Source organism: Brucella sp. GW823-FHT04E01 (assembly GCF_058796175.1).
The window spans coordinates 554,555-570,422 of the sequence record NZ_JBXAIK010000001.1 but is presented as its reverse complement, the minus strand read 5'-3'; the positions used below and the strand labels follow the sequence as shown (position 1 = coordinate 570,422).

The window sequence follows — 15,868 nt, the reverse complement described above, 5'->3', positions numbered from 1 at the left end:
TTCGGGCGCTTTTTGCTGCGCCTTTACAAGCTTCATCCGTGATTTTTCAGATCGAATTGCACACTCTCGAAAGGCTTTTTCGGGTTTATGCACAGATATTTCGTATGAAAGTTTTCAACTATTACGGCTATTTATCATTTCAAATTTCAGATTTTCATATTTTCAATTGATTTTCACATGATTTTTGACATCCTTGCCGCATGTGATTTGCACAGGAGGCAATCAGATGTCTTTGGCAGACAAGGTCGTCGGAATTGGCGAGCTCTCCGCAGCGCTAGGGCGCTCTGAAGCTTGGATTAAGCGGAAATGGCTGGAACTCCATATGCTGGAAGGCATGCCGCGCAAGATCGCGACAGGTTGGATCTGGCCGCGCGGCGCTATGGAGCGCTGGATTGAAGAGCAGGGCATGTTTGCCACGGAAGCTACTGGCGCACATGTTTCGCCTGCAGATCCTGCGATGGCAAATGTGATTTCGATTGAAAAAAGCGCGCTGCGTGAACGCTATACACGGAGCGCCACCCGATGAAACAGGTCCAATTCTTTGACGTTGACACCATCATAGCAACGATTGAGGCTGATAATAACGGGTTGCTGGCGAAAGCCATGGCTGCATCGGGTAACGAACGCCAGAAACGCTCTGTCACTGCGCAGCATGATTTTATGCAGATTGCCATTTTGATCGTTCGGAAGGTTCTGCAATCCTGGAATAACGAGCTTACCGAACAAGAGATCGGGCAGGCGCTTGGCCATGCTCTTGGCAATGGTATCGGCTTTTTCATCAGCAACTGCGACGACAGAGCCGCAATCCTGACAATGTTCGAGGCACTTTCCCGCGCAAGCAATATTTCAGCCAGCGGCGACCTGCCTGATGGAACAGTTGGCTCGTCAACGGAATTTAAGCCGATAGTGGGAGGGCGAGCATGAACGGAACTGATTTGATTATCAGCCCGCTCTATATGTGGTTTCCGGGGAATATCTATAATCAGTCTATGATGCCACAGACGGATGGGCTGCATTCTGACCGCTATTGCCCGGCATCTTCCAGCGCCCCTCAAACCATTTCGCAGATGCAGGACGGTTTGAAAGTTAGCCCTTCAAGTGAAGGGCTCGAATTAGCAGCTGCTCTGGTGTTTTTACTGGCGTTTGCTGTCGCTCTAGCCGCTTCCGTAACGTTCGTTGTGATGTTGATGCGAGGTCGAGCATGAAACCTCTCTCTGAAAACCCGGCCATTCTCGATCCGAAGCACGCTCTGTCACGTTCGGAGCGTCAGGCGCTACTGGCGATCGCTCGATTTCGGAGCCAGCGCCAGATGATCAGCGGTAGATGGTTGATCGGGAACAAGCGGTTCGAAGCTGCCACGATCGACGGCTTGCTCCGCTCTGATCTGGTGAAGCGCGAGCGCGTCGGGCTGGATCTGACGCTCGGCGGCAAGCTCGTCCACGATAAGATTTCGGGGCCGCGCCATGGATCACGATAAAGCTGCCGAAAACATCGACGAGATCTTCGATCGTGGCGATCGGCTTTTGCTGGCGCTGATCGAGAACGTGCGCGAACGCAAGCAGATCCTCCGCGACATGATCGGGCGCAGCGCACTCATTACGACACGAGCACCGGAGCGCAGCGGCGATGCATGAAACTTTTGCATTCGGGATGGCATGCGGCGTTTTCACAATGATCGCGGGACTGATCATTGCCGCCCTTTTTAGCCCTCCCACGAAATAGCCAGGCGCACGTACCCCCAACCGCTCTCTAGCGTGTGACTGGCAAGCCCGACTACGCCCCATAGTCGGCAATCTGGCTCCGGCGGCCTGTGTAATGAGTAGCCGCCGGAGCGTTTTCTCCAATCTGACAGAGTAACGAGTATGAAAATTAAGAACGTCATTTGGCGTGATGGACGCCCGCGCTTTGAACCGGGGCCGACGCTACGCGAGCATGGGTTTAAGGGTGAAGATCTACGCCATCCAGATGGCCGGTGGTTCACGGCGGGCGAGGCGCTGGACTGGTCGCAGAATTTCCAGAAAAACCGCGCGAGATTAGCCCAAGAGAAGCGCCTGCAGGTTCAGGCAGCGGCACGTAAGATCATTCCTGAAAAGCCAAAGGGCGGTTATTCGATCAGTCAGCTTTTCGAGGATTTCCTGAAAAGTCCTGCGGTGCGGGAACTGCGCCCAGCCACGAAGGTGGACTATCGCAAGAAAGCCCGTGTCATAGAGTATCACGACGCGGATCTATGGGCGGCAGAAGTGGCGTCGCTCGACCAATCGATCTGCTTTGGACTTTATGAGGACCTATGGCAGAAGCGCGGCGCACCAACTGCGCGCGCTACGCTAACCTTTCTCGGCATGGCCATAAAATGGGGCATGAAAAAAGGCCTTGTAAAAGGCCTGATCGCAAATCCTGCGGCGGGATTGGGAATGAAGGCTTCCAAACCGCGCGCCCGGTTTCTCAACAAGGAAGAATTCAATAAACTTGTCGAGACCGCTGAAGCTGAAGGCCGGTTCGATATCGCCGATATGCTCTATTGCGGCGTTTGGACAGGGCAGCGGCAGACGGATCGGCTTGTTCTCAAGACTAGCTTCATTCGAAACGGTCGTTTCATCATCCAGCAATCGAAGACAGGCGCGATTATCAGCCCGCCGATTGCTGCCGCCTATCAGGAACGTTTGGACGCCGCTGCAAAGCGCCGTGAAGCCGCTTCGGCTCATCGCGAGGAAGGGCCGATCGACAGCCCGTATCTTCACCTGAATGAGCATACCTGGAACAAATGGAACGAGTTCACCTATCGCAATGAGTTCGCCGCGATCCGCGAGAAAGCGGCCAAGGAAATGCCGAGCGTTGCGACTGTGATGGAAAAGGACATGCGCGCCACTGCGATCACGTGGATGGCGCTGGCAGGCAATACCTTGCCGCAGATCTGCGCCGTGTCCGGACACTCTCTCAATGGCGCTCACCAGATCCTGAAGCACTATCTCGCCCTGCATCCAGACATGGCCGATACCGCCATCGGCAACATGGTCGAATGGTTCGACGCCGGGGCAAGCACCGAAATGGCGGTTGAATAGGAGGCCAGCATGCAAAAACTGAAGAGAGTAACAGATCTCGATATCGCCATCGGTCGGCGACTTCGCGAGGTTCGGTGCGCAAAGCGCAAAACGCAGACCGAAGTTGCAGCCGGAAGCGGCATCACCTTTCAGCAGATCCAGAAATATGAGCGCGGAGAAAACCGGATTTCGGTTTCGCGCCTGGTGCGTGTCTGCGCAGCGATGGACGTCAATCCATCCTTGTTCGTTGCGGATGTCGTGGCACAGGCGGAGGGCGGATCCAATGTCTGACGAAAGTGGGGAATTCACTGTCAAATTTCGACCTATCGAACCCGAGACACTTTTATTGCTGCTCATGGTTCATGAAGCGGAAGGAGGGGCCTTCGAAACGTTCAATCGCCTCATGTCCGCTTTTTTTGTTTCGGCCGCCATCATTCAGGTAACGCCGGAACAGATCGCTGGCTTTGCAAAACTCATGGTTCCTATGGCGCGGAGGGCGGTTCTCGAAAGACCCGACATTTTTGGAAAAGGTGAGCCGTCATGAGTGATGCTGTCATCAATATTCGCTGTGGCGAGGTGCACTTTCAAGTCGTGCGCAGTCGGCCATTCATTCGCATTTCCCGCAATCCATATCATGCCGACGCCGGTAAGGTCGAGGGAGAACATCTGCCGCAGGATGTGATTAATCTCGTCATCGCAGCGCGTGAGGTATGGGAAGAAGCTGACAGCCTCTCTTATTTTCACAGTGATCAGGAGTTTACGCTTCGAGTAAAGGAACTTGACAAGGCGCTGGAAGCATTCTCCGAGCGCGTTCCCTACGATGACGAGCCTGACGCTCTCCCATCTGCACCTTCTCAGGAGGTGGCGGGATCATGAGCACGGGTTTCAAAACATTCGAGAACGCCGAGAAATCTGCTTGGACCAGAGACGGTGCTGAGTTTTTTGTTGGACATGGCACTGTTACCGTAAGCATAGCACGGTCAAAAATGCATAGCAGGTTTCCGTATCTCCAATTCCGCTTCAAGGGCCGTTTGATTTCTCGCGACCGGGCGAAGGCTATGTTTGACCAGTGGAAAAGGGGCTGCGAAGCCCTCCACCCATCAGGAGGCGACCGTCATGGCGAGTGAACTGGAACTGTTCAGCCTTCTCGTCTTCGGTCACATGCTAGCAGACTATCCGTTGCAGGGTGACTTTCTCGCCAAGGCCAAGAACCGCTACGCGCCGATTGCCGGAGTGCCTTGGTATCAGGCGCTCGGCGCTCACTCGGCCATTCATGCCGGTTTCGTCGGCATCATCACGGGCAGTATGCTTCTCGCGCTATGCGAACTCATCATGCATTACAGGATCGATGACGCAAAATGCGCGGGGAAGATTTCATACAATCAGGACCAAGCTCTGCACATCGCCTGTAAGGCGTGGTGGACCGTGCTTGCCATATGGGTGCTTAAATGACGACCGAAGACCTATTGAGGAAAGCAGTCGCTGCATTCAACGCCCTGTCGCCAGAGCAACAGGCGGAGATGATGGAAGAACAGCGCCAGTCATTTGCCAAAGGCAATGTAGCACTGTCGCAAACCCACAGTCCCAAGCGATTTGAGCAGATCCGGGATTCACTGGATCATAAGGATTTGCTTACGTCTCCACTTCCGCATCAATGGCCTTATCAGCAGACATTCAACGCCATAGCTGCGGCGACACGGATCGAAGGTGGCAACATTGCTGTTTCGGTCGATAAATTCGCAGAGGCATTCGGTCCCACCCCCGTTGCTCCCGTATCGCCGGATGCTACCGGCAAGTGCGGGGAGTTGGAGACGGATTGGGTACGCATGGCAAAAATTGCGGGCCAGTTTGGCATTCGTTACCAAACTAACCAAGCCCTTGAGGGCTTCCTAAAAGCTGTCTGCTCGCAGGCAGAGGAGCTATTGGCGGCGGAACGGGCGAGAGCGGACGCCAATTTCAACAAAGTGATTGAGCAAGCCAAACGCGCCGAGAAGGCCGAAGCCGACAACGCGGCGCTGACTGCGCGGGTTAAGGAGTTGGAAGCGGACGTTTCAGCTTACATCCTATCCGCCGAAGATCAGGATAAGCGGCGCAAAGCCCTCGAAGCCAAGCTCGCGGCGGCTGAAAAGGCGCTGGAGCCGTTTGCGGCCTGTTGCGACCATATCCGCGACGACGAAGACGACGAGGAATGGGCGAAATTCCGGCTGCTCGTGAAGGACTATCGTCGCGCTCGTGCTGCTGTGAAAGCTTGACTCTTACTTGATTTTGTTCTTCTTCTGTTCTCATGCAGATAGAGACCCTTGGCGACGCCTGGGCGTACAGCGTCAAGATCAGGATGCGGTGCGCCTACGGCAAACACGACGGCATGAAGACGATTAGAGAGTGTCAGTTCAATGCTGAGCTCGACTTGATGACCCTCGTTTGCACTCGTGGTCGCGATATGCCCCTCACTTTTCTTCAGGAAAGAATGAAATGTCCGATGTGTGGATCTCGCCGGGTCCGACTCATGATTGTGCTTCCGACGAATACATCGAGAAATTTTTCTGAAATGCCAGTGAGGAGAGTGGGAGAGAGGTAAACGTCCGATATCTGTCCGATCTTATGATGTCGGATAGATCGGATAAAGGTCGGATGACCATCAGGTTAATCAGCGGAAGTTATTGGAATTTAAAGAGAAAATGGTGGGTGATGTAGGGATCGAACCTACGACCCGCTGATTAAGAGTCAGCTGCTCTACCAACTGAGCTAATCACCCACTCGCTTTGCCGAGGCAGCGGCCCCGGTGAAGTGAGCGGTTCTATAACGGCCTCTTTTCCACCTGTCCAGCCTCCAACTGCAAAATTTCTGAAAAAAATAACAGCTTGCGTAAAAAGCCCGGAAATGCGGGCCTTCCGAAAATCCATATCTGCGCGTTACCGGTGTCTTTTTCAGGGTATGTGCATTCTGGTTGTGTTTTCTGGTCGCTCTTTTGAGAATCAAAAATGAGAGATTCTTGATTTGATTCATTTTTTCACGTTTTCGGCGTTGTAAGCGGAACCCTGCGGCTCCATATTCGCCGATGCTGGACTAATACGTGCGGTGGGGAGGTTTCGTTCAGGGAGTAGAGTCACGCTGCAAATGTCGCAGCCATGTCATCAATTATTGATGCTTGTCTGAGAAACTACGGCATATAAAAGACTTGATCGGTTGGTAGTGGTTCTGAAGTCACGGACACCGGCGCCGCCCCTAAGATTTGTCAGAGCAAGGCGCTTTATGCACCGGGTTGCCCTTGCCGAAGAAAACAGAAACGGCTCATATCGTTTCAAAATCCGGTTCGCGACATTTGAGGACGGAATGGAAAGTATAATAGGCGATCTCGGACAGTTTATTTCCGATCATCGGGCATGGGCTGGGCCTATCGTGGGCGTTATCGCCTTCGGCGAATCTCTCGCCATTATAGGAATGTTCATTCCAGCTACGCCGATCATGATCGCTATTGGCGGCCTCGTGGGTGCCGGAATCATCGAACCCATTCCCGTTATAATCGGTGCGATTATCGGCGCAGTGATTGGCGATATCATCTCCTATTTCCTGGGCTGGTGGCTGGGCCGCAATATTATTCACAAGTGGCCGCTCAACAAGCACCGCAGCGGTGTGGCGCGTGCACGCCTTCTCTTCCGTCGCTATGGTTTTTCTGCAGTGTTCCTTGGTCGTTTCTTCGGCCCCGTGCGCTGTACCGTGCCGATGGTTGCCGGTATGATGTCTATGGATCAGACGCGCTTCCAGACAGCCAATGTCCTCTCCGCGCTTGTATGGGCTCCGCTGATGTTCCTTCCGGGCTGGCTGGCAGGTCGTGGAGCAGGCGTTTTCGCCAGAATGGATGGCGATCACATGTTCTGGTTCGTGATCGGAATCACTATCGTCACCATCATTGCGACGGTTATCGGTGTGCGCTTTTTCAAAGCTCGTCCACGTCGGGAGCGTAAGCGCCGCGTTCAGGTCTCTCCAGCCGAATAATCGACCTCTTGTGCTACAGGCTTCGGTCTGCATAATAACAGACCATATGTTCCATGTGGCAACCGGTGTGGCTGAGGATTCAGGCCTCGCGACACCTCATATAAGGTTCATCGCGCTTTATGCCCGACGACAGTTCTGACGATTCGTCTTCTCGAAGTCCGAATTCCCCGGAGGGGTGTTCGGGCTTCCAGCGCATTGAACAATTCCCGATAGACTGCGCCCGGAAGAGACTGGACTGCACAAATGCAGCCCGGTCACAAAGCTGTTGCGACGAATTTCCCAATTTCCATTTCTGCTGATCTTTAAAGGAGCCGACACATCATGGACTGGTCCATGGACTGGATTGCCGACCCCAATGCCTGGATAGGTTTGGTGACATTGGTGGTGCTCGAGATTGTTCTCGGTATCGACAATCTCGTCTTTATTGCCATTCTGGCCGACAAACTGCCCCCACACCAACGTAATCGCGCGCGACTTATCGGCCTTACTCTGGCTCTTTTGATGCGTCTGGTGTTGCTGGCGTCGATTTCCTGGATCGTCACCCTCCGTGAGCCATTGGTTTCGCTGATGGGAATGTCTTTCTCGGGCCGAGACATCATCATGCTAATTGGTGGTCTGTTTCTCCTTGCCAAGGGCACGATGGAGCTGCATGAGCGGCTGGAGGGTGATCATGGGCCTAAGAGTTCCAAGGTCGTACATGCTGTGTTCTGGCAGGTGATCGTTCAGATTGTCGTGCTTGATGCCGTGTTCTCGCTGGATAGTGTCATCACGGCTGTGGGCATGGTTCAGCATCTGCCGGTCATGATGATTGCTGTCATTATCGCCATCGGCGTGATGATGCTTGCTTCCAAGCCGCTGATGGATTTTGTCAACAAACACCCCACCGTTGTCATCCTGTGTCTTGGCTTCCTGATGATGATCGGTTTCAGTCTGGTCGTGGAGGGTTTCGGCTTCCATATTCCAAAGGGATATCTTTATGCGGCGATCGGCTTCTCGGTGTTGATCGAAGCGGCCAACCAGATGTCGCGACACAATCGCGAAAAGCTGGTCACGACCAACGATCTGCGAGAGCGCACTGCGGGTGCCGTCCTGCGTCTACTCGGTGGCAGTCGCGGCGAAAGCCCGCTTTCCGACACGGTTGACGTGATTGCCCAGCAGACAGCGGCCAGTGATGTCTTCCTGCCGGAAGAAAAGGAAATGATCCGCGGCGTTCTTGATCTGGCTGATCGACCTGTGCGTTCCATCATGTCGCCGCGCAACGAGATCGAGTGGCTTGACCTCGATGAAGACGAAGCAGAACTTGATGCGGCCATTCGGGAGCTGTCACATTCTCGCGTCATCGTCGCGCGCCGTCAGGTGGACGAGTTCATCGGTGTGGCGTTGGTCCGGGACCTTTTGCTCGACATTGGTGACAAGAAGCCTGTCGACTGGGACAAGATCGTAAAGCAGCCGCTTGTCGTGCATGAAAATGCAAACGTGCTGCGCGTTATGGAGCAGTTGCGTAATTCACCTGTCCAGATCGCAGTCGTCGTCGATGAGCATGGCTCTTTCGAAGGTGTCGTGACGCCGACCGACGTTCTGGAAGCCATTGCTGGTGAGTTCCCGGATGAAGACGAAGAGGCGGCTGTCGCGCAGTCGGACGGGCAGGGTGGTTATCTTGTAGACGGCTTTACCGATATTCGCCGGTTAAGCGGCCTTCTGGAACGCGACCTTCTGGATGACGGTGACCGTTATACTACCCTTGCTGGCTATGTTCTCTGGCATCTCGGACACCTGCCTTTGGGTGGAGAAAGCTTCGTTGCCGATGGCCTGGAGTTCAAGATTGAGTCGATGAATGGTCGTCATATCGGCAAGGTACGCATTGTCCCCTCATCCGACTATGAGGTTTAACAGGAATGAATTTGCGGGTTGTTTGGTCTGGCTCGCAAATTATTTCACGCAGTTAACTCCGATAAAATAAGTGGGTTATTGACAAAAGCCGAGAAGCCTTCAAAATTAACCTATCGTTCATTGTTGCGGCGAAAACGCGATGATATTTGAGCGTAAGGCAATGAGGAGGCCAGGCATGAAGCGAACCGTTCAGCTGCTCGCTACGAAAATGAAGAATACGGTTTTGCGTGTTCCGGGCTTTCTGGAGCGGCCTTGGAGTGAGATGAAGTTGAATGCGGAAGAGATTGCAGCCCGCCGCCGTAGTCGGCTGGAGCGTGGCGAGCATAACTTTCTCTGGTGCTGGCAGCATCGCGGTTTCTGGTAAGTCCAGAGTCTAAGAAAGTTATGAAGGCAGGAGACGGAGGTCTCCTGCCTTTTTGCATTTCATTTTATGGTTTCGCTCCTGATGAGAATTATTTTCTCACGCCAGCATGAGGTTTGGGTACGGGTTCCATGAATGGCGATAAAAGTAGTTTATATATTTAAATCAATGATTTAGATTGATTTTGTCTCTTCTCTCGTTAGATTTGTTTTCCGAAAACAATCCAGTTTAGAGCGCTTTTCGCAAACAGCGTGGTGGGGATGGGTCTAATGAGAAAAATTATTCTATATGCGGCGGTAGCCCTCGGTCTCGGCTCTGCACCGGTTCAGGCACAGGAGCCGAAGGAAATACTCAATGTTTCCTATGACATTGCGCGGGAACTCTACGAACAGGTCAATCAAGCCTTCATCGCTGACTGGAAGACCAAGACCGGCGAGGACTTGACCGTCAATCAATCCCATGCTGGCTCCTCCAAGCAGGCGCGTTCTATTCTGGAAGGGCTTGAGGCGGACGTGGTGACCTTCAATCAGGTGACCGACGTTCAGGTCCTCCATGACAAGGGTAATCTGATTCCCGCGGACTGGCAGAAGCGGCTTCCTAACAACTCCTCGCCTTACTATTCGCTCCCTGCATTCCTCGTTCGTGAGGGCAATCCGAAGAACATCAAGAATTGGGACGATCTGGCGCGTGACGATGTGAAGGTGATCTTCCCGAACCCAAAGACCTCAGGCAATGCGCGCTATACTTATCTTGCTGCGACGGCTTACGCGAACGAGGCGTTCAAGGGTGATCAGGCGAAGGTACACGAGTTCATCGGAAAGATTTTCAAGAATGTTCCCGTCTTCGATACAGGCGGACGTGGAGCAACGACGACTTTTGCCGAACGTGGCATTGGCGACGTGCTGGTGACGTTTGAAGCTGAAACACGCGGGACTGAGAAAGTTCTCGGACCGGACAAGTATGATGTTGTTGTCCCAGAAGTCAGTCTGCTGGCGGAGTTTCCCGTTACGGTCGTCGACAAGGTGGTAGACAAGCGTGGATCGCGCAAGACAGCGGAAGCCTATCTGAACTATCTCTATTCACCGGAAGGTCAGGAAATTCTGGCTCAGAACTTCAACCGTGTGCACGACAAGGATGTCATTGCAAAGCACAAGGACATCTATCCTGATGTGCGTCTCGTGACGGTTGAAGATGCTTTCGGTGGCTGGGAGAAGGTGCAGAAGGAACATTTCGCCGAAGGCGGAGTGCTCGATCAGCTCTTCACTGGTAAGTAAACAGAGCCAACTGGCGATCCCTAACGGGATCGCCTTGCTTTTTGGAAAAATCCAGTGGCGCTTCTAAGCATGAAACGTAATTCTGTGCTGCCGGGGTTCGGACTGACCCTCGGCTGCACTTTGCTTTATCTGGCTGTTATCGTGGCCTTGCCACTGCTGGCCATGATTCTGAAAACGGCAAGTCTTGGCTGGAGTGACTTCTGGAGCATTGTGACTTCAGATCGGGCGCTAGCGACCTATAAGATCACCCTGAGCGCAGCCGCAGTGGCCACCGTTTTTAACGGCTTGTTCGGTCTTCTGCTGGCTTGGGTACTGACGCGATATGAATTTCCCGGCAAACGTCTGATCGATGCCGCCGTCGATCTTCCTTTCGCGCTGCCGACTGCCATAGCCGGTCTGGCATTGGTGACGCTATTTGCCCAAAATGGCTGGTTTGGACGGTTCCTTGAACCGATCGGGATAAAGGTTGCTTATGCGCCGCTCGGCATCATGATCGCGATGTTTTTCACCAGCATCCCGTTCGTTATCCGCACGGTTCAGCCGGTGCTTGAAGATATGAGTGCTGATGTGGAAGAAGCTGCCCGCAGCCTTGGGGCCAGCTCCTGGCAGACATTCTCACACATTATCTGGCCGACCATCTTTCCAGCTTTCCTTGCAGGCTCGTCGCTTTCCTTTGCCCGCAGCCTCGGTGAGTTTGGTTCGATTGTCTTTATCTCTGGCAATCTCCCCTTTGAAACCGAAGTGACGTCGTTGCTCGTTTTCATCCGACTCGACGAGTATGACTATCCTGCGGCCGCTGCACTTGCATTCGTGATGCTCGTTACGGCTTTCGTGATGCTTCTTGTGACCAATCTCATTCAAGCAAGGCAGCTTCGTTATGCCGAACGCTAGCGCAAGCCTGCAGGCACGAAATTCCGGACCGGTGCGCAATCTGTTGATCTGGCTGGCGGCTGGCTTGTCGGTGGTCTGCATTGGAGCGCCTCTGGCCATTATCTTCTCCTACGCATTCAGCAAGGGCGTCGATGTCTTCTTCGGTGAAATATTGAAGCCTGATACATTGCATGCGGTCTGGCTGACCATTCTCACAGCAATCGTCGTGGTGCCGATCAATATGGCGTTCGGTGTTTGTGTTGCTTGGCTTGTAACCAAGTTCCGTTTTCCGGGGCGGCGGTTGCTGATCACTTTCGTTGAGATACCGTTTTCAGTCTCGCCCATCGTGGCCGGTGTGACCTATCTCTTCCTGTATGGATCGCAAGGTTTGCTGGGGCCATTGCTGGAAACTTATGACATCAAGGTGATGTTTACGGTTCCGGCGATCTTCCTTGTCAGTCTCTTCGTCACTTCACCTTTCGTGGCGCGTGAACTGATTCCGCTGATGGAAGTGCAGGGGAGCGATGAAGAAGAAGCGGCTCTGACGCTTGGCGCCAATGCCTGGCAAACCTTCTTCTATGTCACCTTGCCCAATATCAAATGGGCTTTGCTCTATGGTGCGGTGCTTTGCAATGCGCGCGTGATGGGAGAGTTTGGGGCAACGTCGGTCGTTTCGGGTGCAATCCGAGGCAAGACCAATACGCTGCCGCTTCAGGTGGAACTACTGTTCAATGACTATAATGTCGCTGGTGCATTCGCTGCGGCTTCGACGCTCGCTTTGATCGCTCTTCTGACGCTCGTCTTGAAGGTTCTGCTTGAACGCAGGCAAGGTGCTTAAATACAAAAGAGCTGGAGCGGTTCCATTTTGACTGGAACCGCTCTCACGGTCACGCTGCTTGGGAAAGCGTGTTGGCTACCGGTTCTCTGTGAAGAGAGGATGCAAGGATAATCCCTTCCGGCCAGCGACTGAAACCACTTGCTACGTTGATATGGCCGGCATGGCCGAGATCGACAAATCCCGATCCCCAAACGTGCGAAAGGGCTTCAGCTTTGGCAAAGCTCATATATTCATCGTTGCGGCTTGCCACGACGATGGAAGGGAAGCCCAGCTCATGGCGCGGCAGCGGGGCAAAGCTCTGGAAACGGCTGTCCTTGCGGGCCATAGTTTCCGCGTCGGCAGGTGCAACGAGAAGGGCGCCCGCCACATGTGCTGCTGACGGTCGGCTGGCCAGATGTGCGACCAGTGCGCAGCCGAGACTATGGGCGACCAGAACGGCGCCCGGATTTTCGGCGAGTTTGGCTTCGAGTGCGTGCATCCAGTCGGATAGCACCGGATAGTGCCAGTCGTCCTGTTCGACGAGCAATGCTGACGGATCGTCATGCAACCATTGGCGCTGCCAGTGGCCTGCTTCCGATCCCTTGTAGCCGGGGATGATCAATGTCGCAGGCATGCGTTTTTCCTCTTGGATAAAGCCTTGGGAGGGCGTTTAATTTCGCAATTCGTTCCGTTTGCGAAACTGGTTCCAAGATAGGCGGCCATGGCCGCCATTTTAAGGAAAACAAATTCAAATTATGGCGGGTTTTGTAAAAAATATGCTCCGTCGTTATCTGCTTCTATTTTCTCTGTTTATCGTTCCAGCGCAGGAGAAACTGGGATTTCTCGAAGACCAGCACGACCACAAGCGACATCGCGAACGGGATAAGCAGGTAGAGCAGACGGAAGACGATCAGCGCAGCCAGAACATCAGCCTGATTCATATCCGGCAAGCCAGTCAGGAAAACGAGTTCCAGAACACCAAGGCCGCCCGGTGCGTGCGATATCAGGGCTGCAGAGAATGAGACCAGGAAGATGCCAAGAACAATGAGGAAACCGGGATTGCCGGCCTCTGGCAAGGCAAAATAAATGATACCCGCGGCACCGATCAGCTCCAGCGGTGCGACGATGAGCTGCTGCACCACAACCGACAGCCGCGGATATTCCAGACGGAAACTGCCGATCTGAAGCGGGCGCAGGCGCAGCCAGCTACCGAAGACATAAAGCAGTACGAATGCCAGCATCAAAAGCGCAATGACGATGGAGACGGTTGGTGTCAGTTCCTCGTTGAAGCGCATGAGAATATGCGGCTCCAGCAGGAGAACGACGCTGGAAGTAATGACAACACCAAGAATGAATGTGAATGAACAGAAAGCGATGAGGACGGCGATTTCGCTGCCGGGCATGCCTTGAGAAGAATATGCCCTGTAACGCACGACCGCACCGGAGACGACTGAAGCGCCAATATTGTGCGACAGCGCGTAGGTGGTGAAGGAGCAAAGCGCGATAAACAGCCAGGAAATCTTGCGTCTGAGGTGCAGCAGCGCGATGCGATCATAACCAGCAAGCGAACTGTAGGCCAGAAGTGCTGAAGCCGCCGCGAGTGCCCAATGATGGGCGCGGATGGCGTAAAGACTGTCCAGAACATCATCGAGCGAAATGCTGCGAAGTTCGCGATAGAGAAGCCAAGCCGAAATACCGACTGCGCAAATACCCACGACCGGCCAGATGTAATCCTTTGCTTTCATCAACCGGTCACCATGCCTTCATGCTTCATATCATCCCCTTTTTTGCCCATGATATCGGTCGACCCATCTCCCGATACTATCCCTAATGCGTCGGCCTGAAATTCGTTTTCCTCTGAAACGGTTTCGGTATTTTTCCTCTTGATCTCAGTTCCGATTGCCTTTGCCATGGCTGCTGCGATTTCTTCTTCTCCCAGAATGACGAAATCTGCGCCAAGATCATGCAAATATTGTGCTTCTGCCTTTGAACAGGCCCGCACGACGATGCTGATTTCCGGATTGGAGGCTCTGGCCAATGCCGTCACCCGCCCAGCCTCGAAAGCGTTGGGTATTGCAATAACCAGGTTTCGAGCCGTTACCGGACTGGCCGCCTTCAGTATATCTGAATCCGAGGCGTTCCCTGTAATAACCTGGATGCCTTTATCCTTGAGCGAGGCGCTGACTTTCGACGAATCCTCAATGACGAGAAAAGGCGTCTCTGCCTGCAATCCTGCTGCGATCCTTTCGCCGATCTGGCCGTAACCAACGATAATCGTGTGTGCGGTCAGTAAAGTCTGCGGCAATGGCTCGGGCTCGGAAATACTGAGTTCGGCACTGGTGTTATCACCGGCTGACGTTTCGCCTTTGCTTCGCTTTTCGATCCATGGTCGCATCCGTTCCGCGACAATGAACATGACCGGATTGAGGAAAATCGAGAGGATTGCGCCTGCGAGAATGAGGTCGCGTCCGGCTGGCGGGAGGAGATTTAGGCTGACGCCCAATCCCGCAAGAATGAAGGAGAACTCACCAATCTGCGCAAGGCTCGCCGAAATGGTGAGCGCTGTGCTGACAGGGCGACGGAAGGCGCGCACGATGAAGAATGCTGCGACCGATTTACCGATCAGAATGATGGCGAGCGTTCCGAGCAGGGGCAGCGGATCTCGAAGTAGACTCATCGGGTCGAACAACATGCCGACAGAGATGAAGAACAGCACTGCGAAAGCGTCGCGCAAGGGGAGGGACTCCTCCGCGGCTCGATGGCTGAGTTCGGATTCGCTCATCACCATGCCGGCGAAGAATGCGCCCAATGCGAAGGAAACGCCAAACAGATGGGCTGCGCCGAAAGCGACGCCCAGCGCAATCGCGAGCACACCAAGACGAAACAGTTCGCGAGAGCCGGTCTGAGCCACGACGTTCAGAAGCCACGGTATGACCTTACGCCCGACTATGAGCATCAGGGCGACAAACAGAACAACCTTGGCAATGGTGAGAAGGATGATGCCGCCAATGCCGAGGCCAAGCCATGAAACGATAGGATCACTCGCTGCTGAGCCTTCTGCACGGCCGGTTACACTGGCGACTGCTGGAAGCAACACCAGTGCCATGACCATGGCAAGGTCTTCGACGATCAGCCAGCCTACTGCGATGCGTCCACGTTCGGTGTCGATCAGGCGGCGCTCTTGCATGGCGCGCAACAGGACGACGGTACTGGCGGTCGAAAGTGCGAGGCCAAAAACCAGACCTGCCTGTACATCCCATCCAAGGGCGAGCCCAAGGCCCGTGCCGAGGGCTGCGGCTGCTGCAATCTGCGCGAGCGCGCCGGGTACTGCTATGGCTTTGACGGAAAGAAGATCTTTGAGGGAAAAGTGCAGGCCGACGCCGAACATCAGCAGGATGACGCCAATTTCGGCTAGCTGCAGAATCAGATCCTGATCAGCGACGAATCCGGGCGTGTGCGGGCCAGCAATGACACCAGCCAGAAGATAGCCGACGAGGGGGGAGATTTTCAGGCGGGTGGCTATCGCACCGAAGATGAAGGCCAGGCATAACCCGATGACGATTGTCGCTATCAAAGGCGTGTCATGGGGCATCAGGTGCCTTCCCCCTCTGGCTTTTCAATT

19 protein-coding genes and 1 tRNA gene are annotated in these 15,868 nt (G+C 54.0%); 16 read left to right on the top strand and 4 right to left on the bottom strand.

The window, feature by feature from the left end:
• The first annotated feature begins 226 nt into the window (after window positions 1-226).
• The 10 genes from AC1RHM_RS02950 to AC1RHM_RS02905 all read left to right on the top strand — a co-directional run bounded on the left by AC1RHM_RS02950 (window position 227) and on the right by AC1RHM_RS02905 (window position 5,290).
• The gene (locus tag AC1RHM_RS02950; protein ID WP_492332452.1) at window positions 227-526 is read left to right on the top strand and encodes a hypothetical protein; all 300 of its coding nucleotides are present in this window, start codon (window positions 227-229) and stop codon (window positions 524-526) included.
• Window positions 523-924, top strand: coding sequence for a hypothetical protein (locus AC1RHM_RS02945; RefSeq protein WP_492332451.1), 402 nt, complete (start codon window positions 523-525; stop codon window positions 922-924). Before AC1RHM_RS02950 ends, AC1RHM_RS02945 begins: the two co-directional genes overlap by 4 nt.
• Window positions 921-1,205, top strand: a complete 285-nt coding sequence (locus tag AC1RHM_RS02940) for a hypothetical protein (RefSeq protein ID WP_492332450.1) — start codon at window positions 921-923, stop codon at window positions 1,203-1,205. Before AC1RHM_RS02945 ends, AC1RHM_RS02940 begins: the two co-directional genes overlap by 4 nt.
• Entirely contained in the window at window positions 1,202-1,477 is a 276-nt protein-coding gene (locus AC1RHM_RS02935) for a hypothetical protein (protein ID WP_240578948.1), read from the top strand. Before AC1RHM_RS02940 ends, AC1RHM_RS02935 begins: the two co-directional genes overlap by 4 nt.
• Window positions 1,464-1,634, top strand: a complete 171-nt coding sequence (locus tag AC1RHM_RS02930) for a hypothetical protein (protein WP_492332449.1) — start codon at window positions 1,464-1,466, stop codon at window positions 1,632-1,634. The genes AC1RHM_RS02935 and AC1RHM_RS02930 overlap by 14 nt, the downstream gene beginning before the upstream one ends.
• Before the next feature lie 228 nt (window positions 1,635-1,862).
• Window positions 1,863-3,059: a site-specific integrase gene (locus AC1RHM_RS02925; protein ID WP_492332448.1), complete on the top strand. Its 1,197-nt coding sequence runs from the start codon at window positions 1,863-1,865 to the stop codon at window positions 3,057-3,059.
• Between the two features lie 9 nt (window positions 3,060-3,068).
• Window positions 3,069-3,329 carry a helix-turn-helix domain-containing protein gene (locus tag AC1RHM_RS02920; protein ID WP_492332447.1) on the top strand — a complete coding sequence of 87 codons (261 nt, stop codon included), beginning with the start codon at window positions 3,069-3,071 and terminating at the stop codon, window positions 3,327-3,329.
• A 249-nt stretch (window positions 3,330-3,578) separates the two neighbouring features.
• Window positions 3,579-3,914, top strand: coding sequence for a hypothetical protein (locus AC1RHM_RS02915; RefSeq protein WP_492332446.1), 336 nt, complete (start codon window positions 3,579-3,581; stop codon window positions 3,912-3,914).
• A gap of 240 nt (window positions 3,915-4,154) precedes the next feature.
• Window positions 4,155-4,490 carry a DUF3307 domain-containing protein gene (locus tag AC1RHM_RS02910; RefSeq protein ID WP_492332445.1) on the top strand — a complete coding sequence of 112 codons (336 nt, stop codon included), beginning with the start codon at window positions 4,155-4,157 and terminating at the stop codon, window positions 4,488-4,490.
• On the top strand, window positions 4,487-5,290 hold the full coding sequence (locus AC1RHM_RS02905; protein ID WP_492332444.1) for a hypothetical protein: 804 nt from the start codon (window positions 4,487-4,489) through the stop codon (window positions 5,288-5,290). Before AC1RHM_RS02910 ends, AC1RHM_RS02905 begins: the two co-directional genes overlap by 4 nt.
• Window positions 5,291-5,717: 427 nt before the next feature.
• On the opposite strand, the gene AC1RHM_RS02900 is transcribed toward AC1RHM_RS02905, so the two are convergent.
• A tRNA-Lys gene (locus AC1RHM_RS02900) sits at window positions 5,718-5,793 on the bottom strand.
• A 578-nt stretch (window positions 5,794-6,371) separates the two neighbouring features.
• On the opposite strand from AC1RHM_RS02900, the gene AC1RHM_RS02895 reads away from it, so the two are divergent.
• The 6 genes from AC1RHM_RS02895 to cysW all read left to right on the top strand — a co-directional run bounded on the left by AC1RHM_RS02895 (window position 6,372) and on the right by cysW (window position 12,267).
• Complete coding sequence (locus AC1RHM_RS02895; RefSeq protein WP_010659812.1) at window positions 6,372-7,034, top strand: DedA family protein; 663 nt, start codon at window positions 6,372-6,374, stop codon at window positions 7,032-7,034.
• Between the two features lie 321 nt (window positions 7,035-7,355).
• Window positions 7,356-8,924 carry a TerC family protein gene (locus AC1RHM_RS02890; protein WP_010659813.1) on the top strand — a complete coding sequence of 523 codons (1,569 nt, stop codon included), beginning with the start codon at window positions 7,356-7,358 and terminating at the stop codon, window positions 8,922-8,924.
• Between the two features lie 175 nt (window positions 8,925-9,099).
• A complete protein-coding gene (locus tag AC1RHM_RS02885) occupies window positions 9,100-9,288 on the top strand; it encodes a hypothetical protein (protein ID WP_010659814.1) in 189 nt (62 codons plus the stop codon).
• A 266-nt stretch (window positions 9,289-9,554) separates the two neighbouring features.
• On the top strand, window positions 9,555-10,559 hold the full coding sequence (locus AC1RHM_RS02880) for a sulfate ABC transporter substrate-binding protein (protein WP_010659815.1): 1,005 nt from the start codon (window positions 9,555-9,557) through the stop codon (window positions 10,557-10,559).
• Window positions 10,560-10,628: 69 nt separating this feature from the next.
• Window positions 10,629-11,450, top strand: coding sequence for a sulfate ABC transporter permease subunit CysT (gene cysT, locus AC1RHM_RS02875; protein WP_010659816.1), 822 nt, complete (start codon window positions 10,629-10,631; stop codon window positions 11,448-11,450).
• Window positions 11,437-12,267, top strand: coding sequence for a sulfate ABC transporter permease subunit CysW (cysW, locus tag AC1RHM_RS02870; RefSeq protein ID WP_010659817.1), 831 nt, complete (start codon window positions 11,437-11,439; stop codon window positions 12,265-12,267). The genes cysT and cysW overlap by 14 nt, the downstream gene beginning before the upstream one ends.
• A 49-nt stretch (window positions 12,268-12,316) precedes the next feature.
• On the opposite strand, the gene AC1RHM_RS02865 is transcribed toward cysW, so the two are convergent.
• The 3 genes from AC1RHM_RS02865 to ybaL form a co-directional block, all read right to left on the bottom strand.
• On the bottom strand, window positions 12,317-12,880 hold the full coding sequence (locus AC1RHM_RS02865) for an alpha/beta hydrolase (RefSeq protein WP_010659818.1): 564 nt from the start codon (window positions 12,878-12,880) through the stop codon (window positions 12,317-12,319).
• Between the two features lie 163 nt (window positions 12,881-13,043).
• The gene (locus AC1RHM_RS02860; RefSeq protein ID WP_010659819.1) at window positions 13,044-13,991 is read right to left on the bottom strand and encodes a lysylphosphatidylglycerol synthase domain-containing protein; all 948 of its coding nucleotides are present in this window, start codon (window positions 13,989-13,991) and stop codon (window positions 13,044-13,046) included.
• The gene (gene ybaL / locus AC1RHM_RS02855) at window positions 13,991-15,838 is read right to left on the bottom strand and encodes a YbaL family putative K(+) efflux transporter (protein ID WP_010659820.1); all 1,848 of its coding nucleotides are present in this window, start codon (window positions 15,836-15,838) and stop codon (window positions 13,991-13,993) included. The genes AC1RHM_RS02860 and ybaL overlap by 1 nt, the downstream gene beginning before the upstream one ends.
• Window positions 15,839-15,868: the final 30 nt, after the last annotated feature.

Bases quoted from the DNA above. Each gene is read 5' to 3' on its own strand.
- AC1RHM_RS02910 (WP_492332445.1), top strand. From the start codon at position 4,155: ATGGCGAGTGAACTGGAACTGTTCAGCCTTCTCGTCTTCGGTCACATG.
- AC1RHM_RS02865 (WP_010659818.1), bottom strand. From the start codon at position 12,880: ATGCCTGCGACATTGATCATCCCCGGCTACAAGGGATCGGAAGCAGGC.
- AC1RHM_RS02920 (WP_492332447.1), top strand. From the start codon at position 3,069: ATGCAAAAACTGAAGAGAGTAACAGATCTCGATATCGCCATCGGTCGG.
- AC1RHM_RS02860 (WP_010659819.1), bottom strand. From the start codon at position 13,991: ATGAAAGCAAAGGATTACATCTGGCCGGTCGTGGGTATTTGCGCAGTC.
- cysT (WP_010659816.1), top strand. From the start codon at position 10,629: ATGAAACGTAATTCTGTGCTGCCGGGGTTCGGACTGACCCTCGGCTGC.
- AC1RHM_RS02945 (WP_492332451.1), top strand. From the start codon at position 523: ATGAAACAGGTCCAATTCTTTGACGTTGACACCATCATAGCAACGATT.
- AC1RHM_RS02905 (WP_492332444.1), top strand. From the start codon at position 4,487: ATGACGACCGAAGACCTATTGAGGAAAGCAGTCGCTGCATTCAACGCC.
- AC1RHM_RS02890 (WP_010659813.1), top strand. From the start codon at position 7,356: ATGGACTGGTCCATGGACTGGATTGCCGACCCCAATGCCTGGATAGGT.
- cysW (WP_010659817.1), top strand. From the start codon at position 11,437: ATGCCGAACGCTAGCGCAAGCCTGCAGGCACGAAATTCCGGACCGGTG.
- AC1RHM_RS02935 (WP_240578948.1), top strand. From the start codon at position 1,202: ATGAAACCTCTCTCTGAAAACCCGGCCATTCTCGATCCGAAGCACGCT.
- AC1RHM_RS02930 (WP_492332449.1), top strand. From the start codon at position 1,464: ATGGATCACGATAAAGCTGCCGAAAACATCGACGAGATCTTCGATCGT.
- ybaL (WP_010659820.1), bottom strand. From the start codon at position 15,838: ATGCCCCATGACACGCCTTTGATAGCGACAATCGTCATCGGGTTATGC.
- AC1RHM_RS02885 (WP_010659814.1), top strand. From the start codon at position 9,100: ATGAAGCGAACCGTTCAGCTGCTCGCTACGAAAATGAAGAATACGGTT.
- AC1RHM_RS02940 (WP_492332450.1), top strand. From the start codon at position 921: ATGAACGGAACTGATTTGATTATCAGCCCGCTCTATATGTGGTTTCCG.
- AC1RHM_RS02895 (WP_010659812.1), top strand. From the start codon at position 6,372: ATGGAAAGTATAATAGGCGATCTCGGACAGTTTATTTCCGATCATCGG.
- AC1RHM_RS02925 (WP_492332448.1), top strand. From the start codon at position 1,863: ATGAAAATTAAGAACGTCATTTGGCGTGATGGACGCCCGCGCTTTGAA.
- AC1RHM_RS02950 (WP_492332452.1), top strand. From the start codon at position 227: ATGTCTTTGGCAGACAAGGTCGTCGGAATTGGCGAGCTCTCCGCAGCG.
- AC1RHM_RS02915 (WP_492332446.1), top strand. From the start codon at position 3,579: ATGAGTGATGCTGTCATCAATATTCGCTGTGGCGAGGTGCACTTTCAA.
- AC1RHM_RS02880 (WP_010659815.1), top strand. From the start codon at position 9,555: ATGAGAAAAATTATTCTATATGCGGCGGTAGCCCTCGGTCTCGGCTCT.